The following is a 21,355-nucleotide window of genomic DNA, read 5'->3' as shown; positions in this document are numbered from 1 at the left end:
CCGCGACTACTGCAGTAGTCGCTTCAGCACCGGTGCAAAACGCTCACCCATGCGGATGTACCCTGCCGGGTTAGGGTGCAGGTCGTCGGGAAGGTCCCGGGCATCCTCTGCGCCGAACAGGCTCAGTCCATCCACATAGTGCAGTTGGTGATCTCCGTCCGAGCGCCGCTGTGCGACGATCCGGCTGAGCAGTTCACGCACCCGCACCAGAGTGAGACAACCCTGTCGCAGCAGGCTGTTGCCTGAAAAGGTGACGAATTTTCCAGACTCATCCGGCAGCGTAGGCCCGGGCTGGTGTTCGGCACTCGGGCAGAAGATGGGTGAAATCAGCAGAATCGGTGTCTTTGCAGCACGCTCCCGGATCGTGTCGAGGAAGCCGTGCACGGCGGGTGTGAATACCCGCTCCCGCATCGAATCCATGTTGATCACATTGATACCGGTTTTGATGCTGATCAGGTCCGCGCCGCTGTCACGGATGGTACGGGCCACGAACTGATCGAGATGGCACTGGCCGCCGAATCCAAGGTTCTGAAGCGAACAGCCGGCTGCCCGCGCGGCAACTGCGGGCCAGATCAGCCCGGGTTGATCTGCTTCCATGCAGTGGCTGATGGAACTGCCGTAGTGCAGCCAGCGCGGCCGGCTGTCGGATTCCGCGGCCCGGATTTTCGCGTCCGCGTCGATGCTCAAGGATCGCAGTTCGATGAACGCGTTGTGGGGCAGCCAGAGCTCGCAGCATTTCCAGTCTGCTGACAGGCCTTCAAACCAGACGGTATCCGGCTCGCCGCGCTGGAGCTGAAAGTCTCCGGGGTTCCGCGGATTGAGCACGATGGTATTGCCCCGATCCGAACCCGTACTGTGCAGTTCGCTATCGATTTCCAGGCTGAAGGGAATCGATCGACGCGCGGCCGGTGGCGTGACCAGATTGGTGGCGTGGAAGCTCAGACCGAGACGCCGGGCGCTGGTAGCGAAGCGCAGACGTACCCCGGAAGGCATGCGTACCATCACGTCCATGGGTTGTGGCAGTTGCGCGCGGGTCCAGTCGGGCAGCCGGCGTGGACTCATGCCCTGGGGTCGCTGGTCGAAGTCGAGCGCGCCGACCACCTCGATTGAGCCGGGCACGAGCGTCCGGATATCCAGTGTGCGTGGTGCGTCTGCTGACATGATCAGTCTTCCGTTCGGGAATCGGGTCGCTGATTTTATTCAGGTTCTCAACAGGCCGGTATCACCGTTCGAGCACCCGCAGCATTTCGGAAACATCGGTGAACTTCACTCGTGGCCGGTCGGCTTTGAGTCCTTTGCTGATTTCGATTTCATCGAGTTTGCGCCAGTTTTCGAAGGTAACCAGTTGCGGCTGTCTGGCCTCGATGAGTTTGGTAATCGCATCCGCGCTGGCAGCGACGGGGTTGAGGCAGCGCCCGGCCAGGGCGTCTTCGACCATACAGTTCACGGTCTCCTTCGCATCTGTCTTGTTGCTGCCGATGACACCGGACGGTCCGCGCTTTATCCATCCCACGGCATAGTAGCCGGGCAGGGGAGTTCCGTCCTCGCCGGTGACCCGGCCGTTGATGTTCGGTATCACACCCGATGACTCGTCGTAAGGCACCCCGGACAGTCTCACGCCGCGATAGCCGACGGAGCGGAACACCAGTTGCACAGGCAGTGTCTCGATTGCGCCAGTTGCCCGGGAGCGTACAGTGCCGTCCGGTCCGAGGACGGATTCGTTTTTCACAATGCGGATACCGGTTACCCGGTTCGTCTCATCGGTGAGAATCTCGGTCGGCGAAACCATGAAACGGATGATGAGCTGTTTCTCTCTGCCGGCCGCCTGCCACTGGGCGATGTTCTGGATGATTTCGGTGTTTCTGGTTGCATTGCGGTCACCAGAGGCTTCGAGCGCTGTGCGGCTCAGCGGATCTAGAACAGCCTCTTCTGGCCGCACTCGGACATCCGTGCCGGAGAGGTCGCCGATTTCTCTGATCTCTGCGGGTGTGAATGCCGCCTGTGCCGGACCGCGGCGGCCCAGTATGTAGACCATCTTCACTCGACTCTGCTTGAGAGCAGTCAGTGCATGGTCGGCGATATCTGTGGTTTTCAGTTCATCGATGGACTTGCAGAGGATGCGGGCAACATCTATGGCCACGTTGCCCAGACCGATGATGGCCACAGCCTCGGCGCTCAGATCGAACTGATGCCGGGCATACTCGGGGTGACCGTTGTACCAGGCCACAAAATCCGTGGCCGGATGGCTGCCGATGGCATCCTCACCGGGAATGCCCAGAGCGCGATCGCTCTGCGCACCGGTGGCAAAAACGACCTGGTGGTAGTGGCGATGCACGTCGTCGAGTGTCAGATGCCGGCCGAATTCGACATTGCCGAAAAAGCGGAACGCACCGTCAACGGCGCTCTTTTCATAGGTGCGGGTGACAGACTTGTCCTTCTGATGATCTGGTGCGACCCCTGCGCGCACGAGCCCGAAAGGCGTGGGCAGTTTCTCGAACATGTCCATCTCGACACCCAGGCCCTGCTGTTTGAGCAGATTACTCACTGTGTAGAAGCCCGCAGGTCCCGAACCGATGATGGCAACCCGGAGCGGGTTGCTGCTGGTGCCAATTGCCGACATGCGTCCGTGTAGTGGTGACTGCCTGAAGGAGTCTACCCCTTGAGGAACTCGGCGATGAAGCTGCCTGCAACACAAATCGTCTGCTGCATCATCCTGGCGGCACCCATGGATTAAGTGAAACAGTCAGCGGCCACCCGGAAGCGATCCTGAAAAACGCGCTCGTGGTGGGCACCGCGAACTACAACGACACGCCTTCCCTGACCCGGGCTTCCCGTGACCTGCGGGTGGTGGAGCGATCCCGGTGGGTCGATGAGCGGACCCTGATCTACAGCTTCGCCTTCTGTTCCGTCATCTATGGTAGATTCATAAAAAACTATTAAATGATCTATAAGATTCATATAAAACTTCTAGTTCTCTCTGGGTGTCTGAGCTGATACGCTCCTGTGTCTATATGGATGTATATAAATCTCTAATAGTTTTTATGTATGTTATATGAATCTAATCAGAGCGGATTTTCCTGGCAGCCGTCCCGACGGAGCCGGCGGCGTAACGGCTGGCAGTCCCGTTCGCGATGGGCAACCCGGTTCGTCTCCGCCGGATGGCCCGACGATACACTGCTCGGGGCTGGATCCGTGACCTGATTCATGGTTTATATATGACTGTTATATAAATTACGGGCTGTATATGCCTAGAGCCTCCAAATCCTATGCTGTGTTGAGTGATGCCGCCCTGGGCAGCCTGATGGCACTGGGGGAGCGCCTCAGAGAGTCCAGGCTGCGTCGGAACTGGACACAGCAGCAGACGGCGGCCAAGGCCGGGCTTTCGGAAAGTTCGGTAAAAAAGGTGGAAAGCGGTTCACCTCGAATCACGGTTGGCGCCTATCTTTCCCTGCTCGATGTGTTCGGCATGGCCACCGCGTTCGATTCGGTAGTGGCCGCGGGGGACGATACCCTCGGTGAAGCTTTGAGTCGCAGCCAGGCGCGTCAGCGCGCGCGCGCACCGGGCCGGCCCCGCGGTGCGGCCGCTGATGATGAGTGGGAGATCTGAATGGCGGAGAAACTTTTCGTCCACGCGGATCTCGGTGACGGCAGCAAGGTGCTCGCCGGTCAACTGCTGGTGGACGATGCGCGCGGACGATTCAAGTATGCCCGCGCCTACCTCGACAACCCTCTCGCCTTCGCCCTCGACCCGATTAATCTTCCGCTGGGCCCGGAAGTGCAGGAAAACCCGCGCACCCGGGAATCTCCCGGTGTGTTCGGTGTACTGATGGATGCAGGCCCGGATGAGTGGGGACGCCGCCAGCTGAGCAAAACCCGGCGGCCACCCCCTGTAACCCCGGTGGAATTTCTGCTCGCCGCGTCCGGGGAAGGGGTGGGTGCCCTGCATTTCACCGCCGAAATCCGGGATTCGCCGAAGCCGACACCCGAGCGCCCGTTCGAAAATCTCGTGCATCTGCAGCGGATCGCCGAGGACATTGAATCCGGGCGGGAAGTGGACCGCAGCCTCGAACCTTATTTCTTCCACGGCAGCGGACTCGGCGGTGCACGCCCGAAAACCCTGATCGAACATGAGGGGCGCAACTGGATTGCGAAATTCGGCCGGCCGTCTGATCTGGTGGACATGTGCCGGGTGGAATGGGCCTCGATGCGAATGGCGAGGGAGGCGGGTATCGAGGTGCCGGATGTCGCACTCACGGAAACGGCACGCGGTACTGTGGTGCTGGTAGAGCGCTTTGATCACACGGAGGGTCAGCAGCATCATCTGGTTTCCGTGGCGAGTCTGATCAACAAATTCGACATCACCCAGTTCGACGAAGCGGCCATGTCCTATCCCGGAATCTATCAGTTGGGTAACCGGCTGGCAGCACAGACCGCAAATCTGGCGGAAGCGGTGTTCCGGCGCATGCTGTTCAACATCGGTATCGGCAACACAGACGACCACCTGCGCAACCACGCTTTCTATAAAAAGGCCTCTGAGGCCCAGTATCGACTCACACCCGGCTACGACATAGTGCCTAACACAGGTCTGCAGGGATCTCACGCCATCGCCCTGGGTGCATTCGGAAATACGCCCAGTCGCGACAATATCGCTGCTGCCGCGCACCGCATGGGTCTCGAGCAGGGCGAAGCACGACGGGTGGCGACGGAGGTGCTGGCGGTGTGTGCCCGCTGGCAGGAATTCATGGAGGAAGGCGCGGTGATGGATTCCGATATCGCCATTCTCGAGCGCTGCTTTGCTTACCAGTCCGTTTTACAGTCTTATCTGGAGAGCAGACCGCGCAGGGTATCCTGATCGATGTCAGCATCAGAGCCTGGCCGGCCGGCTCTCTCAAGGGGAACAGGCATGACAGTTGCAGTAACGACACAGGGACGGGTCACCATCGTCACCCTCAATCGGCCCGAAGTCCGCAACGCGGTGGATCGTCCCACAGCGCAGGCGCTCGCCGAGGCCTTCACCCGCTTCGACGCGGATCCGGATACTGATGTGGCCGTGCTCACCGGTGCAGCCGGTGTGTTCTGCGCAGGTGCGGATCTCAAGTCGGTGGCGGATGGTCGCGGTCCCCGCCTGCGCGAAGACGGCGACGGACCCCTCGGTTGTACCCGCATGCTGCTGCGCAAGCCGGTGATTGCAGCAGTGGAGGGATTTGCTGTGGCCGGTGGCCTGGAGCTCGCACTCTGGTGTGATCTGCGGGTCGCCGCGGAGGATGCGGTATTTGGCGTGTACTGTCGGCGCTGGGGTGTACCGCTGGTCGACGGCGGTACCATCCGTCTTCCCCGGATGATCGGTCACAGCCATGCGCTGGATCTGATTCTCACCGGGCGCGGTGTTTCCGGTGCGGAGGCGCAATCCATGGGACTGGCGAACCGGCTGGTCGCGAAGGGTACGAGTCTGCAGGCGGCGGTGGAGCTTGCCGGTGGCCTGTCCGCGTTCCCCCAGTTGTGTCTGCGCAACGATCGTCAGTCTTCCTACCAGCAGTGGTCGATGGATCTGCCGGACGCCCTCAGGGCAGAGACCCGGCTGGGACTCGAAGTGCTGGCTTCGGGGGAAACCCGGGAAGGAGCCGCACGGTTTGCGGCGGGCAAGGGCCGCCATGGCAATTTTTCGGATATCTGAGCGGGAAGGAGACGATCGATGAGAAACTTCTGTGTTGCGCTGCTGCTGACGTACTGCATGGTGCACGCGTGCATGCTGTACGCGGCAGATTTCGATCTGGTGATCACGGGGGGACGGGTGATGGATCCCGAGACCGATCTGGATGCGATACGCAACGTCGGTATCCGTGATGGACAGATTCTGAGCATCAGCACGAAGCCTCTGACAGGCGCACGCACGATCGACGCATCCGGACTGGTGGTGGCGCCGGGCTTTATCGACCTCCACGCGCACGGCCAGGACGTACGCAGCAATCACTTTCAGGCAGCAGACGGTGTCACCACAGCACTCGAACTCGAGCAGGGTGTGCTGCCGGTAGGCGCCTGGCTGGAATCCCGACGCGGCCGATCGCCCATTCACTATGGTGCTGCCAGCGGACATCTGGCCGGACGTATCAACCTTCTGGGTGGCGTGGAAGTCGGCAATCCCGTGTATCTGGCTGCGGCGGATCGCAGCGCGGCTGAAGGGGGTAACTACGCGGACGCGCATCTGGCAGGCGCACAGCTCGACGCACTGGTTGGATCGATCGAGGCGGGTATCCGTGATGGCGGACTCGGTATCGGCTCCGGCATCACCTACATGCCGGGTGCCAGCCACGAGGAAATCTACGCCCTCTTTAAACTTGCCGCGCGCTATCAGGTGCCGCTGTTTACGCACATCCGCCAGGCCCGTTACATGGGTGGCGATCTGCTGGCACCGCTGCAGGAAGTGCTCGCCGATGCCGCGGCGACCGGAGCCCCACTGCATGTGGTGCACATCAATTCGAGCCTGGATGAGTCTGCTCGGCTCGCGATCGACATGATTCGCGGGATGCGGGCCAACGGTCTGGATATCACAACGGAAACCTATCCCTACACGGCAGGTTCGACCCGCCTGGAAAGTGCGCTCTTCGATGACTATCAGGGCGACTACGGCCAGTTGCAGTGGACGGAGACCGGTGAGCGACTCACCCGGGAAACCTTTGAGGAGTACCGCAAGCAGGGTGGCTGGGTGATCATTCACGGCCGAAACGAGGAGACCAGCCGCTGGCTGGTTGCCCAGCCGGATGTGATGATCGCCAGCGACGGGGTGCCCTACGTGGGTGATTTTTCCCATCCGCGCAGTGCGGGTACCTTCGCCCGGGTGCTGGGCCACTATGTGCGCGATGAAGGTGCGCTGCCGCTGATGCTGGCGCTGCGCAAGATGACACTGGATCCCGCCCAACGGCTCGAGAAATTTGCACCGGCCATGCGACGGAAAGGTCGGGTGCAGGAAGGCATGGATGCGGATCTCACCCTGTTCGCCCCCGCAACCGTGCTCGACCAGGCGACCTACTCGATACCTGCCCGGAATTCCGCCGGCATCCACCATGTACTGGTGAAAGGCGTAGCGGTCGTGACCGACGGTGCCATCGTTGAGAATGTCTTTCCGGGTGAGGCAATCCGATCGGTGTGGCAGTGACAGACTTCATCGTGATCACAGGTGACCGGGATTTGCTGTGAGTGAGATCCTCGAATCCGAGTACGCGGAGCGCAATAAAGTCCCGATTCTCGAGGTGCTGCGCGGCGCCCTGCCAGCTACCGGCAGGGTACTGGAAATCGCCAGCGGCACCGGTGCGCACATCGAATTCTTCGCCCAGTCCCTGCCGCAACTGCACTGGCTGCCCTCGGATCCGGACCCGAAGAGCCGGGCCTCAATTGCGGCGCGGATCACCAGGGCGGGTCTTCCCAATGTGGAGCCTCCCGCAGACATCGATGTGCTCGCCATCTGGCCGGGGATATTCGTCGATGCGGTGATCGTGGCGAATCTGCTGCATATCTCTCCACCCGAGACACTGGCCGCTCTTTGCGAAGGGGCCGCCCACTGCATGCCGCCAGGCGGTGTGCTGCACATCTATGGCCCCTTCAAGCGTTCCGGTGCCCACACCTCGCCGGGCAATACCGCCTTCGATGAATCCCTGCGGGCACGCAATCCGGCCTGGGGAATCCGGGATCTTGAAAGCGTGGTGTCGGTGGCAGCCGGCTGTGGTTTCCGCAATCAGGCTATCGTGAATATGCCGGCGAACAATTTTTCACTCGTTTTCGTGCTGGATGAACCGGCCTGAGCAGTGGACAGAGGCCGACAGGGAGAGAAGTCTGATGGGTGATTCCGGGATGTTGCTGCTTATCGGGGTGGGGCTGGTCGCCGGTGCAGGGATCTGGATCTACAACCGGCTGGTGAAGGATCGCAACCAGGTGCGCAATGCCTGGAGCGATATCGATGTGCAGCTGGTGCGTCGTCACGATCTCATTCCCCAGCTCGTCAACGCGGTCAGGGCCTACGCCGACTATGAGAAAGCCACGCTTACCGCAGTAACAGAACTGCGGGCGCGCAGCGAGGCGGCTGAGCGTCTGCCGGAGAAAGCTGCACTGGAAGACCATCTGGCGGAAGGTCTGCACCGGCTGATCGCTCTCGCGGAAGACTATCCGGACCTGAAAGCCGATCAGAATTTCCGCCAACTGCAGGCGAGTCTGACCGAGACAGAGGACTATCTGCAGTACGCGAGGCGCTTCTACAACGGATCAGTACGGATTCTCAACACCCGCATCGATTCATTTCCGCACCTGATCGTCGCTCGAAGTCTGAACTTCCAGCCCGCGGAATTTTTTGAAGCAGATGCGGCAGCGCAGAATGCGCCCATCGTGAAACTGGGGAAGCTCTGAGGCTCGATACTTAATCAGAGGTTCCCTGGGGTGAAAGCCGCACGTAACCACCGCGCAGTCGGGGTGCATTGGAGCATTTCGAATCCCGGGAGAACTGGAGGAACTGCCATGACGACCCGCTACTTCAGACGTCCGATCGCGATCCTTGCCTGCCTGGCCGGTCTCTGTTCGGGTGGTGCTGGAGCCATCGCCGCTGAGCGCATACTCGACTACCACAGTGAGATCACCGTGGCTGCGGACGGCACCATGGTGGTGGACGAACACATTCGGGTACGCGCGGAAGGTGAGCAGATCCGGCGGGGCATTTATCGCGACTTCCCGACCAGCTACCGGGATGCTTACGGCAATCACTACGAGGTGGATTTTCAGGTGCTCTCGGTGCAGCGCGACGGGCAACCGGAACCCTGGCACAGCGAGTCCCGCAGCAATGGCGTGCGCGTCTATGTCGGCGATGCGAACCACCTGCTCAGCCCCGGCAACTACAGCTACCGCATCCGCTATCACACAGACCGTCAGCTCGGCTTTTTCGAGGATCATGACGAACTCTACTGGAACGTGACGGGCAATGGCTGGGGTTTCCCCATCGATACGGTGAGTGCGGCCGTGCGCCTGCCTGTGACTCTGCCTGCAGATGAGCTGACCATCGAAGGCTATACGGGTCCGTTCGGCAGCCAGGGTCGCGACTACGTCACTGCCCGCGAAAATGGCGAGGCGGTCATCCGGACGACGCGGGGTCTGAGTGGAGGCGAGGGTCTGACCCTGGTGGTGGGCTGGCCGAAGGGTATCGTCGCCGAGCCCGACCTGCTCGATCGGCTGGGCTATCTCCTCAAAGACAACCTCGGTCTGCTGCTCGCCCTCATTACACTGGTGATGTCCGCCGTCTACCTGCTTCGTGAGTGGCGCCACTATGGTCGCGATCCGGAACCCGGGGTGATCTTCGCGCACTATGAACCGCCGGAAGGCTATTCACCCGCTTCCGCGCGCTACATCTCGAAGATGGGCTACGACAGCAAAGCGTTGAGCGCGGCGGTGATCAATCTGGCGGTGAAAGGTTATGTCACCATCATCAAAAGCGGAGGTGATTTCCAGCTCAAACGGGAGCACGAGTCGAGGGCGAACGCGTCATCTGAGCCGCTGGCGCCGGGGGAAGCGGTGCTGTACGACAGGCTGTTCGCCAGTGGCTCACTGCTCGAACTCGACGACAAAAATCACCGCACCATAGGTGCGGCGAAATCCGCCCACGAAAGAGCGCTCAAGCGGGACTATCTGAACCGGTATTTCAAACTCAACACGATGAAGGTGCTGCCGACGCTGCTGTTATCCATCGGTATCGCTGTGATGGTTGGTGTGCTGGGTGACTTTACTCCGCTGGCGGCAGTGGCCTTCCTGCTCACCGCCATACTGCACGGCGTGTTTTTCTGGCTGATGCGAGCACCGACTCCGCGTGGTCGTCTGCTCATGGACAAGCTCGAGGGATTCAAACTCTATCTGGAGGTCGCTGAGAAGGATGATCTGAACCTGCGTCATCCGCCGGATCTGACACCGGCGCTCTTCGAACGCTATCTGCCCTTCGCGATTGCTTTGGGTGTGGAGCAGGCCTGGGCAGAGCAGTTCGCCAGAGTATTTGCGCAACTCGCCCGGGAGCAGGGTCAGGCATACCGGCCGCTGTGGTACCACGGCAGTTTCGATTCTCATCGGCTGAGCAGCTTCACCCGGGACGTGGGCTCCAGTTTCTCCAGCGCGATCTCGTCAGCATCCACCCCACCGGGTTCATCGTCCGGCGGCGGTGGTGGGGGATCTTCCGGCGGCGGCGGCGGTGGTGGAGGCGGGGGTGGCTGGTAACAGCGCCTTACAATCGCGGCCGCTCACTCAGCCGAACAGCTTCTGATAGACGTCTTCGTTGTAGCCCACCAGCAGCGTCTTGCCAACCCGCAGTGTGGGCGCCCGCAGGTTGCCCGTGGGTCCGAGCATGGCGGCTGCAGCGTCATCCACAGAGGTGGCACTGAGCTTGAATTCATCGACCTTTTTTCCCTTTGCCACGATGAGCTTCGATGCACTGCCCAGCAGGGTCCTGGCATCATCCAGCTGCAGCTTCCTGCTGGCGGGAACCGTTTCCTTGATTTTGATCTTGCTTGCCTCCAAAAACTTGGATGCTCGAGTGCAGCTGGTTCAGCCGCCGCGGAAGTAATACCAGTCGACGCTCTTGGCCACGATGGGTGCTCCTGGAAGACAGTGAACGGGCATTCTAGGGTGGGTGTGGCATCGTCTCAACCCGGGATAGCTGCTGGAGCAGACCCATTGCAGCCTGGCCTGCGCGCTCACTCAGCAGCGAACCGGGTCTCACGCGGCCCGGGCAGCGTGGTCGGGAGACTCTCTGCGGACTCTGCCCAGCAGCCGGCGCAGCAGCACGGGCGACAGCTCGAGCAGCCACTCCACCTGCTCGCTTCTCGGCTGGCCGGTGATACACCAGTGGCAGAAGTGTTCACAGTTGTTGTTGAGCAGGTCGTAGGCATTTTCACCAACCCGGGAGCGCGCCCTGTTCACGACCTCCTGAGGCTGGAAGCGGGCCGCCTGCCCGGGTAACTGCGCCAGAGCCTGACCGCAGGTGAAAACTTCCAGGGAGACCTCCTCCACGGGCAGAGGACGCAGGGAGTGGCAGAGGCCGGCGTAATGCACCACCCGGCCGCTGCCGGCATAGATACCGTGGTGGACATAGCGGCGTCGGGGAGTGATCAGATGAGCGCCAGGAGTCAGGCGGCCAGAGTCGCTGGCTGGGAGCAGGCGTTCCTGATAGATATTCCAGGTACTTGTCATGTTGCCATCCGATGCGTTGCGCTTTCATCGGATGGGTGGCGGTGTCAGCGGAAAAGGTTCATTTGTGGAAGATTCTGTAGGATGGCGCGCAGGCCGGGACGTCAAGACGAGGGGACAGGAATATGCAGGCATTCGCAGGCAGATGTGTGATCGTGACCGGCGCAGCCTCCGGATTCGGGACGGCCATTGCCGAACGCTTTGCCCGGGAAGGGGCATCCGTTGTTGCCGCCGATCTGAACCTGCAGGGCGCGCGGGAAGTCGCCGCGCGATTGCCCTCGGCGATCGCCTTCGAAATCGATGTGGCAGACGAAGCCGGCAACAGAGCCATGGCGGCAGCAGCAGTGGAGGCCTTCGGCCGGATCGACGTGGTCTGTGCGAACGCCGGGGTACCCCATCGTGCAAAATCCATGATCAAAATGGAGACCGCCGATTTCGACCGGATGTTTGCGGTCAATGTGCGCAGCATCTTCCTTGCGGCCAAGTACTGTGTGCCACACATGCCGCCGGGCAGCAGCATCGTCAGCACCGCCTCGATCGGCGGCAAGCGACCGCGCCACGGACTCACCCCTTACAACGCCTCCAAAGGAGCGGTAATCACCCTCACCAAGGGCCTGGCAATCGAGCTTGCGCCAAAGATCCGGGTAAACGCGGTGTGCCCGGTCTCGGCACCAACCAATTTCGACCTGCAGGCGATGGGCACCCCTGAACTGAGTCCTGAACTCAATGCGTCGGTGATTGCCGGGATCCCCATGGGGCGGCGCGCGACACCGGAGGATGTGGCGAACGCCATCTACTATCTGGCCTCGGATGAGGCGGCCTTTCTCACCGGGGTCTGTCTCGATGTGGATGGTGGTCGATCGATTTCCTGAGGCTGCTAGTCTCTGTCGAGCGACTGCATGCCTGCAGCCGCGTAGCGTTCTCCTCCAGATACTTCACCCGCTTGCTGCCGGGAATGGGTGCGATACCGTCGCCCTGGGCGAGCAGCCAGGCAAGCGCGAGCTGGCCGGGCGTGCATCCTCTGGCAGTGGCGAGCCGGTTGAAGGCTTCGACGGTTTGCAGATTCCGGGTGAGATTGTCGCCCTGGAAGCGCGGCATGGTGGCGCGCATGTCACCCTTTTCGGAAATCGCGTCGGCGTCCGTGATGGTGCCGGTCAGAATCGCACGGCCCAGAGGGCTGAAAGGTACAAAGCCTACGCCGAGTTCCCGGCAGGCGGGCAGCACGTGTGACTCCGGGTCCCGCGTCCATAGAGAATATTCAGACTGTACGGCGGTTATGGGATGCACCGCGTGGGCGCGTCGCAGGGTTGCCGCGGAGACCTCCGAAAGTCCCAGGTAACGGACCTTGCCGGCCTGCACCAGTCTGGCCATCGCACCCACGGTGTCTTCGATCGGTACGTCGGGATCCAGGCGATGCAGGTAGTAGAGGTCGATTACCTGTGTCTGCAGACGTGAGAGGCTTTCGTCGCAGCGGGCGGCTACCTGATCCGGATGGCCGTTGATACTCCGTCGGCCGTCCTCATGAATCTGAATGCCGAACTTCGTGGCCAGCACCATCTCCTGACGCCGGGCTTTGCACCCTTGGGGCCGGTTTGCAATGATGCGGTCCTGGGTATGCAGGACACTGAGCCGGTGCCACCCACACCCTCCACAATCCGGAATCTGATTCAATCAGCACCCATCCATGCAAGGAAACCCGCAATGACCGATCAAGCGACCTACGTGCCACCGAAAGTCTGGACCTGGGACAAATCCAGTGGTGGCCGGTTCGCCAACATCAATCGGCCGATTGCGGGTCCCACCAGCGACAAGGCACTGCCCCGCGGCAAGCAGCCTCTGCAGCTGTATTCACTGGGTACCCCGAACGGTGTGAAGGTCACCGTGCTGCTCGAAGAGCTGCTGGCGCTGGGTAAGCAGGAAGCCGAATACGACGCCTGGCTGATCAACATCGGTGAAGGCGATCAGTTCGGCAGTGGCTTCGTGGCGGTGAATCCGAACTCGAAAATTCCGGCGCTGCTGGATGTGAGCGAAAACCCACCGGTCCGCGTCTTTGAATCCGGCGCCATTCTCGTTTACCTGGCCGAGAAGTTCGGCGCCTTCCTGCCGACTGAGCCCGCCCAGCGCGCCGAATGCATGTCCTGGCTGTTCTGGCAGATGGGCAGCGCACCTTACCTGGGTGGTGGCTTCGGCCACTTCTATGCCTACGCCCCTGAGAAGTGGGAATACCCGATCAACCGCTACGCGATGGAAGTGAAGCGACAGCTGGATGTATTGAACCGAAATCTCGCAGAGCGGAAATTTCTCTGCGGAGACGACTACACCATAGCCGATATGGCGAACTACCCCTGGTACGGTGCGCTGGTGATCGGCAATATCTACAGCGCTCAGGAATTTCTCGATGTGGCGTCCTACACCCACGTCGTCCGCTGGGCGAAAGAAATCGAGGCGCGTCCCGCCGTCAAGCGTGGCAGCCGGGTAAACAGAACCTGGGGTCCTGAAGAGGAGCGGGTGCCCGAGCGCCACCAGGCAAGCGATATCCGCTGAAGATAGGCGGTCCGGTCCGCATCCGTTGCGGCTCACTTGAAGGCATGGGTGATTGATCTCGCTGTAGTTCTGTTCAGCGGGACCCGTCCTCGGAGCGGATAGCGAGGCTGGGTTGCAGAGGGAGTAGCAGCGGACCTACGCCCGGGCCCTCCTGGCTCCCCTCGATTGGCGGAGTTGCCCCGAAGCGGGTCATTTTTTGTATCGCGACTCGCACCCCCCGCACTCGGCCTCGCTACACGGTCCGCTGCCACCCCCTCTCCACCCCGGCTGCGATATGGATCCAGGACAGGTTGCTGAGACCAAACTAGCACCGGCAGGCCATGCGCGATTCCGTGATCACGCAGGATTCAAATATGCGCGAGCGCACCTGCAAGACGTCTCCGGATGCCGACCAGACGCGCAGCCAGGAATCTCGGAAGGGTGTATCCAGTGTGGGCGAGGATCTGCTACCCCAGGCCGTGTAGCGAGGCCGAGTACGGCTGTTTGACTCGCGGGCTTCCCGCGAGGCAAATAGCTACGCGAGGGCACAGCGGAGCTGCCGAGCGAGGCCTGGGGTAGCAGATCCTCGACCACGCTCTGATCAACCTCTTTCCGAGATGCTTGGCTGAGCAGCCCGGCTGCGCACGGAATCAGGCCTCTCACGTGGCCGTAAGCCTGTCCCCGTCGAAGTGCTCAAAGCTTGCAAAGTCTTCAACCGCTATTCTGCGCAGCCGGGTGAGCTGCTTCACGGGCCTGCCCAGCGGGATCATCGCCGCAAACGCCATCTGTTCCGGCACCCCCAGCAGATCCCGCAGCTCGTATTCCTTGGGTGCTATAAAAGTCGTGGGGACCCCGCCATAGCCCTCGTTGCGCGCTGCCAGCAGGATGTTCCAGACAAAGGGATACACGGAGGCGCCGGAGATCACGCCGACCCGATCGAGATTCTGGTCGAAAGACGCCACCACAGACAGGTCTACGAACACGAACAGCACTACAGGCGCGTGGGTGAGCTTGCGCACAAACTCCGCAGGCACGGGAGTCGCTTCGATCTGCGCAGGAAGGAGGCGAGTAGGGTTGATGGTATTCCAGGGTGCCTCACCTGCACCCGCCTGGGCAAAGTAGCGCTGCATCGCGGGGCGGATCAGCGCGGGCAGGGCATCCTTGGTTTTCTTATCGCGCACCACGATGACCTGCCAGCCCTGGCGATTGCCGCCGCTGGGGGCGAAGCGGGCATTGTCGAGGATCCGGTAGAGGTCTGCATCCGGGACCGGTGCGCCGGTGAAGTCCCGGGCAGCGAAGGTTGTGCGCATGACGTCGTAGAGTTCCATGGAAAGTTCCTGCTGGTACGGACAGATGGACCTGAAACAGCGCGATCTTTGCGCCGTGCTAGAAAGAGGGCCTGGTCAGCCCGGGCAGGCCGTCAATACTTTTCATGTTGGAAGCAAGCTGTCCTTTGCGCATGCCTTCCTCACCGAGCTTTTCAGCATAGTTGTCGTAGTAGTCGCGCATACCACTGAATTCGTAGAGGGGCACATTCCAGCCACAGGAATCGGCAATGCGGAATGCCCTCAGCACAATGATGGAGCGGATACCCGGCAGCGCCGGAAATTTTCCAATGTGCGCATCGAATTCAGCACTGCCGCGCTCGAGCACTTCGCCCCGTCCGTGCAGACGCAGGATCAGCGGGCTGCCTTCGAAGGCGCAGAACATGATCACCAGCCGGCCGTTCTCGCGGATGTGCGAGATGGTCTCCACACCGCTGCCGGTGACATCCAGATAGGCGAGGGTGCGGTCGTCGAGGATCCGCAGCGAGTCCATGCCTTTTGGAGAAATATTGACATGGCCTTCGGCCGCAAGCGGTGAGGTGCCTACGAAGAACATCTTCTGCGCTTCGATGAAGGCCCTCAGATCCGGTGTCAGTGCGTCGTAAAGTTTGCCCATGCGGAAAGTCTCCCTCCATTTTTTCAGCCGTCGTAAAAAAAGTTCTGGTGCAGTCCCAGCAGCCGTCGCTCCCGTTCCGAGGCAATGCGGGCTGCCGCGGCAGCGGAAACATGGTTGACTTCCCGGGTTGGCAGCACCCGCTGGGCGATGTCGCGCCGCGCGTAATGAGCCTGCAGAAAGAATCGTCCGCTGTCACCGGGTCGGGTCGGCAGTCGGCGGTGCCACACGTCTGAGACAAACAGACAGACGTCGCCGGCTGCGGCGGTCAGAGGCCGCACGCCGACACCCTCATAGCGGAGGGTGACGTCGTCCGATCGGTCAGACGGTGGTGGCCGGCCGGATTTGTGACTGCCGGGAATCACCCCGGTTGGCCCGCATTCGATCGGGCAGTCCTGCAGATAGATGTGGGCACCGATGGCGAAGATCGGGTAGGGGATGCGTTCGTCCCAGGGAATGCCTTCCTCCCTGGGAATGTGCGGGCCGGCATCGATGTGCCAGAAGCCACCGCCGTGGGTATTGGCGTCCCGGGGTGGATTGCGCCAGCAGGTGTTGGCGATCACGTGGCAGTCTTCGCCGAGCAGCGGCTCGATCACCGCCAGAATTGCTGAGGTGCCGATGGCCTTCTGGGCCAGCGCGCTGCGGTTGTACATCTGGTAGCGGAAGTCTTCGTCTTCTGCCGGGTCCCGCACGGCGGCGGCCCGGCCGTCGGCGGGACAGGCGGCGTAGACAGCGTTGATTTCCGCGGCCAGGGCAGCAACTTCTGCCGCACTGAATACCCCTGTCAGCTGGGCATACCCCTCCTGCTCGAGCAGCCGCGAGGCCTCAGGCGCCGGGTCCCGGCGGGGCCGCAGGTAGCCCCTCACTCTGGTCAGCATGGTGCGCTTTCCTCATGCAGGTTCGTAGACAGTGATCGGTGCAAAGGTCAGATTGTAGATCGTCGCACACCGCCATCGAACTCGCCGAGCAGATCGAGAAATTTCTGCCCGTACTTTTCCAGTTTGGACTGGCCGATACCGGAGATCTCGAGCAGGTCGGCGGGGCTGGCAGGCCGTACCTGGATCATTTCGATCAGAGTCGCATCGTGGAACACCACGTATGGTGGCACGCCCTGTTCGTCCGCGATTTCCTTGCGCAGGGCGCGCAGGGCGTCCATCAGTTCCTCGTCCTCGATGTTCAGCTCAATGGGTTTTCTACCACCCGAAATGCGTGCGGCACGTCGCGCTCGGGTCGGCTCCGGATCCTCGCGCAAGCGCAGGGTCTCCTCGCCGCGCAGCAGAGCGCGGCTTTCTTCTGTTAGCCGCAGGGCGCCGTAGCGGGCGTGATCCACGCTCAGATAGCCGCGCACCACGAGCTGGCGGAGGATCGAGCGCCACTGCCTGTCTGAGAACTCAGTGCCGATGCCGAAGGTGCTCAGTCTGTCGTGACCGAAACCCAGCACCTTGTCCCGGTTCTGACCGCGCAACACGTCGATCACATGACCGGCGCCGAAGCGCTGGCCGGTGCGGTACACACAGGACAGCGCTTTCCGGGCGGCTTCGGTGCCGTCCCAGGTAGCTGGCGGTCGCAGGCAGATGTCGCAATTGCCACAGGCTGTGGCAGACGCTTCACCGAAATAGCGCAGCAGTTCATGGCGCCGGCAGGTGGTGATCTCACACCAGCCCAGCAGTGCGTCCAGTTTGGCGCGCTCGACCCGCTTGTGGAATTCATCGGACGGAGACTCGGCAACCATGCGCGACAGCCGCACCACATCCTGCAGGCCGTAGATCATCCAGGCTTCGGACGGCTGACCGTCGCGCCCGGCGCGCCCGGTTTCCTGATAATAGGATTCCACGCTCTTCGGCAGATCGATGTGGGCAACGAAGCGCACGTCCGGTTTGTCGATGCCCATGCCGAAGGCGATGGTCGCCACCATGATCACCCCGTCGTCACGCAGAAAACGTTCCTGATTGGCGTGACGGACTTCCCCATCGAGCCCGGCGTGGTAGGGCAGTGCCTGAAAGCCCTGACCATGCAGCCACTCGGCGGTCGCTTCCACACTTTTTCGCGACAGGCAGTAGATGATGCCCGCCTCACCCCGATGCTCGCCGAGAAACTGCAGCAGTTGCCGGCGGGCGTCGGTCTTGGGCTGCACGCTGTAGCAGATGTTGGGCCGATCGAAGCTGTCGACGAACTCGGCCGGGTGGTCGAGCTGCAGCCGGTCGACGATGTCGGCTCGGGTACGCGCATCGGCAGTCGCGGTCAGGGCGACCCTGGGTATACCGGGAAAGGCGCTGCGCAGCTGGTGCAGTTCCAGATAGTCCTGGCGGAAATCATGGCCCCAGGACGACACGCAGTGGGCTTCGTCGATGGCAATCAGGCAAAGGGCGCAGTCGCGCAATGCACCCAGTGTGCTTTCCTGCAGAATTCTTTCCGGAGCCACGTACAGAAGATCGAGCTCGCCACGTTGGGCGCGGTGGATGACTTCGGCCTGTGCAGACGGGGAGAGGGTGGAATTCAGGCACGCGGCCCGCACCCCGAGTTCGGCCAGTGCGCGAACCTGATCGTGCATCAGGGCGATCAGCGGCGAGACGACGATACACAGACCGGGCAGCACCAGGGCGGGAAGCTGGTAACACAGGGATTTCCCGCCGCCGGTCGGCATCAGCACCAGTGCGTCTGTCCCCGAGCAGAGTGTCGAGACGATGTCTGCCTGCTGGCCACGGAATTCGGCATAGCCGAAGACGTCTCTGAGCAGCTCCCGCGCACGTCGCTGGTGCGGAAGCTGTTCCGCCTCGCGGGGCTGGGTTGAAGAATCGATCACCGCGCGCTGCTCTCTTTCAGTCGGCGCTCATTCTTTGCTGACCTTGCGCTTGCTGCCGGTCTTCTTCAGACGCTTCTTGCCCTTGTCTTTGTTCGGTTTCTTATCTTTGTTTTTCTTGTTATTCAGTTTCTTCGGCTTACCGGAGACCGCGGTGGTTGAAGGTGACTTTCCGGTTTTTCCTGATTCGCCGGCTGTCGCTGGTGGTCGGCGGTCCGGTGCCTGATTTTTTCGGGGTTCGTAGCCTGGTGCGGCTGCGGCCGGTGTAGCGGGTGCATCGAGGCGGGAGAGATTGAGCTGCCTGCCGACCACCCAGGCCTTGCGCAGGTCGGCGAAGATATTGCGTGGCATGCCCGTCGGCAATTCCACCACACTGTGTTCGGCGAAAATTTCGATGTGACCGATATGGCTGGCATCGATGCCTGCTTCGTTGGCGATGGCGCCCACGATGTTGCCGGGCTGCACACCATGATCCTGGCCGACTTCGAGCCGGAAGCGCTCCATCGGTTCGTTTTTCTGGCGCGACCTGCGGGGCTTCCTGTCGCTGCGGGGTGGTCGGTCGGGGCGCTCCCCGCGCCCGCGTCCGGACGACGCTGAGAGGTCTCCCCGGGGTTCACGTACCGGTGGTTTTTCCCGGCCGGGCTTCATCAGCAGGGGTCGATCGCCCAGGGCCATCCGGGCCAGCGCCGCCGCAATCTGCAGCGGGGGGACTTCGGTTTCCTGCTGATAGGTCTCGATCACGCTCTGCATGAAGGAGAGATCGCCACCTTCCAGCGCATCGGTGATCTTCTGTTTGAAGTTGGCGACACGGCGTTCGTTCACCGCCTCCGTGCTCGGCAGTTCAAAGCGTTCGATGGTCTGTCGGGTGGCCCGCTCGATGGCTTTGAGCATGCGCTGCTCTCTGGGCGCCACAAAGAGAATGGCATCGCCCTGCCGGCCCGCGCGGCCGGTGCGACCGATACGGTGTATGTAGGCTTCGGTGTCGTAGGGGATGTCGTAGTTGATCACGTGGCTGATGCGGTCGACATCGAGCCCCCGGGCGGCAACATCGGTGGCCACCAGAATGTCGATGCTGCCGCTCTTGAAGCGGTTCACCATCTGTTCGCGATGGTTCTGGGCCATATCACCGTTCAATGCCGCCGCCGAGTAGCCGCGTGCTTCGAGTCTTTCGGCAAGTTCGATGGTGGCGATCTTGGTGCGTACGAACAGCAGGATGGCCTCAAAGGGCTCAACCTCGAGGATGCGGGTAAGGGCATCGAGCTTGTGAACTCCGCTTACCTGCCAGTAACGCTGCCGGATGGTCTCGGCGGTAGCGGTGCGGGCGCGGATGGAGATTTCGTGGGGCTGATTCAGGTGGCGCCGGGCGATACGCTCCACCTCCCGGGGCATGGTGGCAGAGAACAGCACCATCTGACGGTTCTTCGGCGCCTGCTCGAGGATCCACTCGACTTCCTCGATGAAGCCCATACGCAGCATCTCATCGGCTTCATCGAGCACCAGGGTCTGGAGTCCGTCCAGCTTGAGGGTGCCTTTACGCATATGGTCCATCACCCGGCCCGGTGTGCCGACAACCACCTGCACACCGCGCCTGAGCTGACGCAGCTGGGTGTCGTAGCCCTGGCCGCCATAGATGGGCAGTACATGGAAATCCGGAAGGTGGGCCGCATAGCGCTGAAAGGCTTCGGCAACCTGGATGGCGAGTTCCCGGGTCGGGGCAAGGGTCATCACCTGCACCTGGCGGTTGCCGGTATCTATCCGGGCGAGCAGGGGCAGGGCGAAGGCGGCCGTCTTGCCGGTGCCTGTGGGCGCATGGCCGAGCAGGTCAGCGCCGGTGAGCAGGTGAGGGATCGCTTCGGCCTGGATGGGTGTAGGGGTTTCATAGCCCACCGCCTCGAGCGCTTTGAGCAGGGGCCCCGGGAGGTTGAGTTCACGGAAACTGGCGATGGCGGGGGCCGGATCGGACATGGATTTATCCTGGTAGCGGGCCGACGATCTGACCCGATTCTCAGGTACAGGTTGAAGGTGCAGGTCGGCCGGGGTGCGGACCATACAGATCCCCAAGGGCTACCACAATAACAGTATCCCGGCTGATCGCCGATGCGCGCTTCTCCCCTCCACACCGGAGAAGATGGCGCTGCTGGCGCCAGGCGATGATTTCTGCTGTGGCATACTCGCCGGTTTTCGAGCCGAGGCCGGATTTTAAAGGAAGTGCCGATGAACGTAACCGATGCCGTGATGACCCGCCGCTCCATTCGGGCGTTCACCCCGGATCCTGTGGATGACGCGCTGCTCAGGACGCTGCTGGAGAAGTCAGCGCGGGCGCCAAGCGGGGGCAATGTGCAGCCCTGGCGGGTGTTTGTCGTGAACGGCCCCGCCATGCAGCGCTTCCGTGAATTCCAGACCACCCGCACGGCGCCCGAAACCAGCGCCTACCCGATCTATCCCGAAGGGCTCAAGGAGCCCTATCGCAGCTCGCGCTTCAAGGTGGGAGAAGACATGTACGCGCTGCTGGGCATTCCCCGGGAGGATCGGAGTGCCCGGCTCAAGCGTCTCATGGAGAACTACAATTTCTTCGGCGCCCCGGCGGCCATTTTCTGTTTCGTGGATCGGCAGATGGGTCCACCCCAGTGGTCGGATCTGGGTATGTTCCTGCAGACCTTCATGCTGCTGGCCCGGGAAGCCGGACTCGATACCTGCGCCCAGGAAGCCTGGTCGGCGCGTCCGGACACGGTGACCGAATTTGTGCAGGCCCCTGCAGAGCTGACCATTTTCTGTGGCATGGCCATCGGCTACAGAGATCCGGACGCCCCTGTGAACATGCTGGTCTCCGATCGGGAGCCGCTGGACGTCTGGGCAAAATTTGTGCGTTGATGCCATGACGGATGCTGG

At 61.8% G+C, this 21,355-nt stretch carries 20 protein-coding genes and 1 pseudogene; 11 read left to right on the top strand and 10 right to left on the bottom strand.

Translation table 11 applies throughout. From position 1 onward, the window contains the following. Positions 1-6: 6 nt before the first annotated feature. On the bottom strand, positions 7-1,161 hold the full coding sequence (locus R3E82_10810; protein MEZ5551370.1) for an SGNH/GDSL hydrolase family protein: 1,155 nt from the start codon (positions 1,159-1,161) through the stop codon (positions 7-9). A 61-nt stretch (positions 1,162-1,222) separates the two neighbouring features. Then, on the bottom strand, positions 1,223-2,620 hold the full coding sequence (locus tag R3E82_10805; GenBank protein ID MEZ5551369.1) for an FAD-dependent oxidoreductase: 1,398 nt from the start codon (positions 2,618-2,620) through the stop codon (positions 1,223-1,225). Between the two features lie 161 nt (positions 2,621-2,781). On the opposite strand from R3E82_10805, the gene R3E82_10800 reads away from it, so the two are divergent. From R3E82_10800 to R3E82_10765, 8 genes are all read left to right on the top strand, one after another. Further along, a complete protein-coding gene (locus R3E82_10800; GenBank protein ID MEZ5551368.1) occupies positions 2,782-2,940 on the top strand; it encodes a hypothetical protein in 159 nt (52 codons plus the stop codon). Positions 2,941-3,244: 304 nt separating this feature from the next. Next, positions 3,245-3,607, top strand: a complete 363-nt coding sequence (locus tag R3E82_10795) for a helix-turn-helix transcriptional regulator (protein MEZ5551367.1) — start codon at positions 3,245-3,247, stop codon at positions 3,605-3,607. Then, entirely contained in the window at positions 3,608-4,852 is a 1,245-nt protein-coding gene (locus R3E82_10790; protein ID MEZ5551366.1) for a type II toxin-antitoxin system HipA family toxin, read from the top strand. A 51-nt stretch (positions 4,853-4,903) separates the two neighbouring features. Continuing rightward, on the top strand, positions 4,904-5,674 hold the full coding sequence (locus R3E82_10785) for a crotonase/enoyl-CoA hydratase family protein (protein ID MEZ5551365.1): 771 nt from the start codon (positions 4,904-4,906) through the stop codon (positions 5,672-5,674). Between the two features lie 18 nt (positions 5,675-5,692). Beyond that, positions 5,693-7,153: an amidohydrolase family protein gene (locus tag R3E82_10780; protein ID MEZ5551364.1), complete on the top strand. Its 1,461-nt coding sequence runs from the start codon at positions 5,693-5,695 to the stop codon at positions 7,151-7,153. 37 nt (positions 7,154-7,190) lie between these two features. Beyond that, positions 7,191-7,796, top strand: coding sequence for a DUF938 domain-containing protein (locus tag R3E82_10775; GenBank protein MEZ5551363.1), 606 nt, complete (start codon positions 7,191-7,193; stop codon positions 7,794-7,796). Positions 7,797-7,830: 34 nt separating this feature from the next. Next, positions 7,831-8,394, top strand: a complete 564-nt coding sequence (locus R3E82_10770; protein ID MEZ5551362.1) for a LemA family protein — start codon at positions 7,831-7,833, stop codon at positions 8,392-8,394. A gap of 108 nt (positions 8,395-8,502) precedes the next feature. Beyond that, positions 8,503-10,236 (top strand): DUF2207 domain-containing protein, encoded by a 1,734-nt coding sequence (locus tag R3E82_10765; GenBank protein ID MEZ5551361.1) that lies wholly within the window; start codon positions 8,503-8,505, stop codon positions 10,234-10,236. Between the two features lie 27 nt (positions 10,237-10,263). Here R3E82_10765 and R3E82_10760 read toward each other — a convergent pair. Together R3E82_10760 and R3E82_10755 are read right to left on the bottom strand one after the other, a co-directional pair. Then, a pseudogene (locus R3E82_10760) lies at positions 10,264-10,551 on the bottom strand (hypothetical protein). A gap of 183 nt (positions 10,552-10,734) precedes the next feature. Then, positions 10,735-11,208 (bottom strand): lecithin retinol acyltransferase family protein, encoded by a 474-nt coding sequence (locus R3E82_10755; GenBank protein ID MEZ5551360.1) that lies wholly within the window; start codon positions 11,206-11,208, stop codon positions 10,735-10,737. 122 nt (positions 11,209-11,330) lie between these two features. Here R3E82_10755 and R3E82_10750 point away from each other — a divergent pair, with 122 nt between their 5' ends. Then, the gene (locus R3E82_10750; GenBank protein ID MEZ5551359.1) at positions 11,331-12,077 is read left to right on the top strand and encodes a glucose 1-dehydrogenase; all 747 of its coding nucleotides are present in this window, start codon (positions 11,331-11,333) and stop codon (positions 12,075-12,077) included. On the opposite strand, the gene R3E82_10745 is transcribed toward R3E82_10750, so the two are convergent. Further along, the gene (locus tag R3E82_10745) at positions 12,031-12,876 is read right to left on the bottom strand and encodes an aldo/keto reductase (protein ID MEZ5551358.1); all 846 of its coding nucleotides are present in this window, start codon (positions 12,874-12,876) and stop codon (positions 12,031-12,033) included. The two genes, R3E82_10750 and R3E82_10745, sit on opposite strands and share 47 nt — an antisense overlap. Positions 12,877-12,906: 30 nt before the next feature. On the opposite strand from R3E82_10745, the gene yghU reads away from it, so the two are divergent. Then, positions 12,907-13,749, top strand: coding sequence for a glutathione-dependent disulfide-bond oxidoreductase (yghU, locus tag R3E82_10740; protein ID MEZ5551357.1), 843 nt, complete (start codon positions 12,907-12,909; stop codon positions 13,747-13,749). A gap of 638 nt (positions 13,750-14,387) precedes the next feature. Here yghU and R3E82_10735 read toward each other — a convergent pair. Genes R3E82_10735 through R3E82_10715 form a run of 5 tightly spaced genes read right to left on the bottom strand, consistent with a single transcriptional unit; the run spans position 14,388 to position 20,431 of the window. Next, positions 14,388-15,056: a nitroreductase family protein gene (locus R3E82_10735; GenBank protein MEZ5551356.1), complete on the bottom strand. Its 669-nt coding sequence runs from the start codon at positions 15,054-15,056 to the stop codon at positions 14,388-14,390. Between the two features lie 58 nt (positions 15,057-15,114). Beyond that, positions 15,115-15,669: a pyridoxamine 5'-phosphate oxidase family protein gene (locus tag R3E82_10730; GenBank protein MEZ5551355.1), complete on the bottom strand. Its 555-nt coding sequence runs from the start codon at positions 15,667-15,669 to the stop codon at positions 15,115-15,117. 23 nt (positions 15,670-15,692) lie between these two features. Then, positions 15,693-16,544, bottom strand: a complete 852-nt coding sequence (locus R3E82_10725; protein ID MEZ5551354.1) for a phytanoyl-CoA dioxygenase family protein — start codon at positions 16,542-16,544, stop codon at positions 15,693-15,695. Positions 16,545-16,591: 47 nt separating this feature from the next. Beyond that, positions 16,592-18,469 (bottom strand): DNA helicase RecQ, encoded by a 1,878-nt coding sequence (recQ, locus tag R3E82_10720; GenBank protein ID MEZ5551353.1) that lies wholly within the window; start codon positions 18,467-18,469, stop codon positions 16,592-16,594. 27 nt (positions 18,470-18,496) lie between these two features. Further along, on the bottom strand, positions 18,497-20,431 hold the full coding sequence (locus tag R3E82_10715) for a DEAD/DEAH box helicase (protein ID MEZ5551352.1): 1,935 nt from the start codon (positions 20,429-20,431) through the stop codon (positions 18,497-18,499). A gap of 249 nt (positions 20,432-20,680) precedes the next feature. Here R3E82_10715 and R3E82_10710 point away from each other — a divergent pair, with 249 nt between their 5' ends. Then, a complete protein-coding gene (locus R3E82_10710) occupies positions 20,681-21,337 on the top strand; it encodes a nitroreductase (GenBank protein ID MEZ5551351.1) in 657 nt (218 codons plus the stop codon). Positions 21,338-21,355 lie beyond the last annotated feature (18 nt).

The sequence above is a fragment of the Pseudomonadales bacterium genome (genome assembly GCA_041395945.1).
In the GTDB taxonomy this organism is placed as follows: Bacteria; Pseudomonadota; Gammaproteobacteria; order Pseudomonadales; family Azotimanducaceae; genus SZUA-309.
The sequence above is the reverse complement of the archived record's forward strand: the minus strand, read 5'-3'. Positions and strand labels throughout refer to the sequence as shown.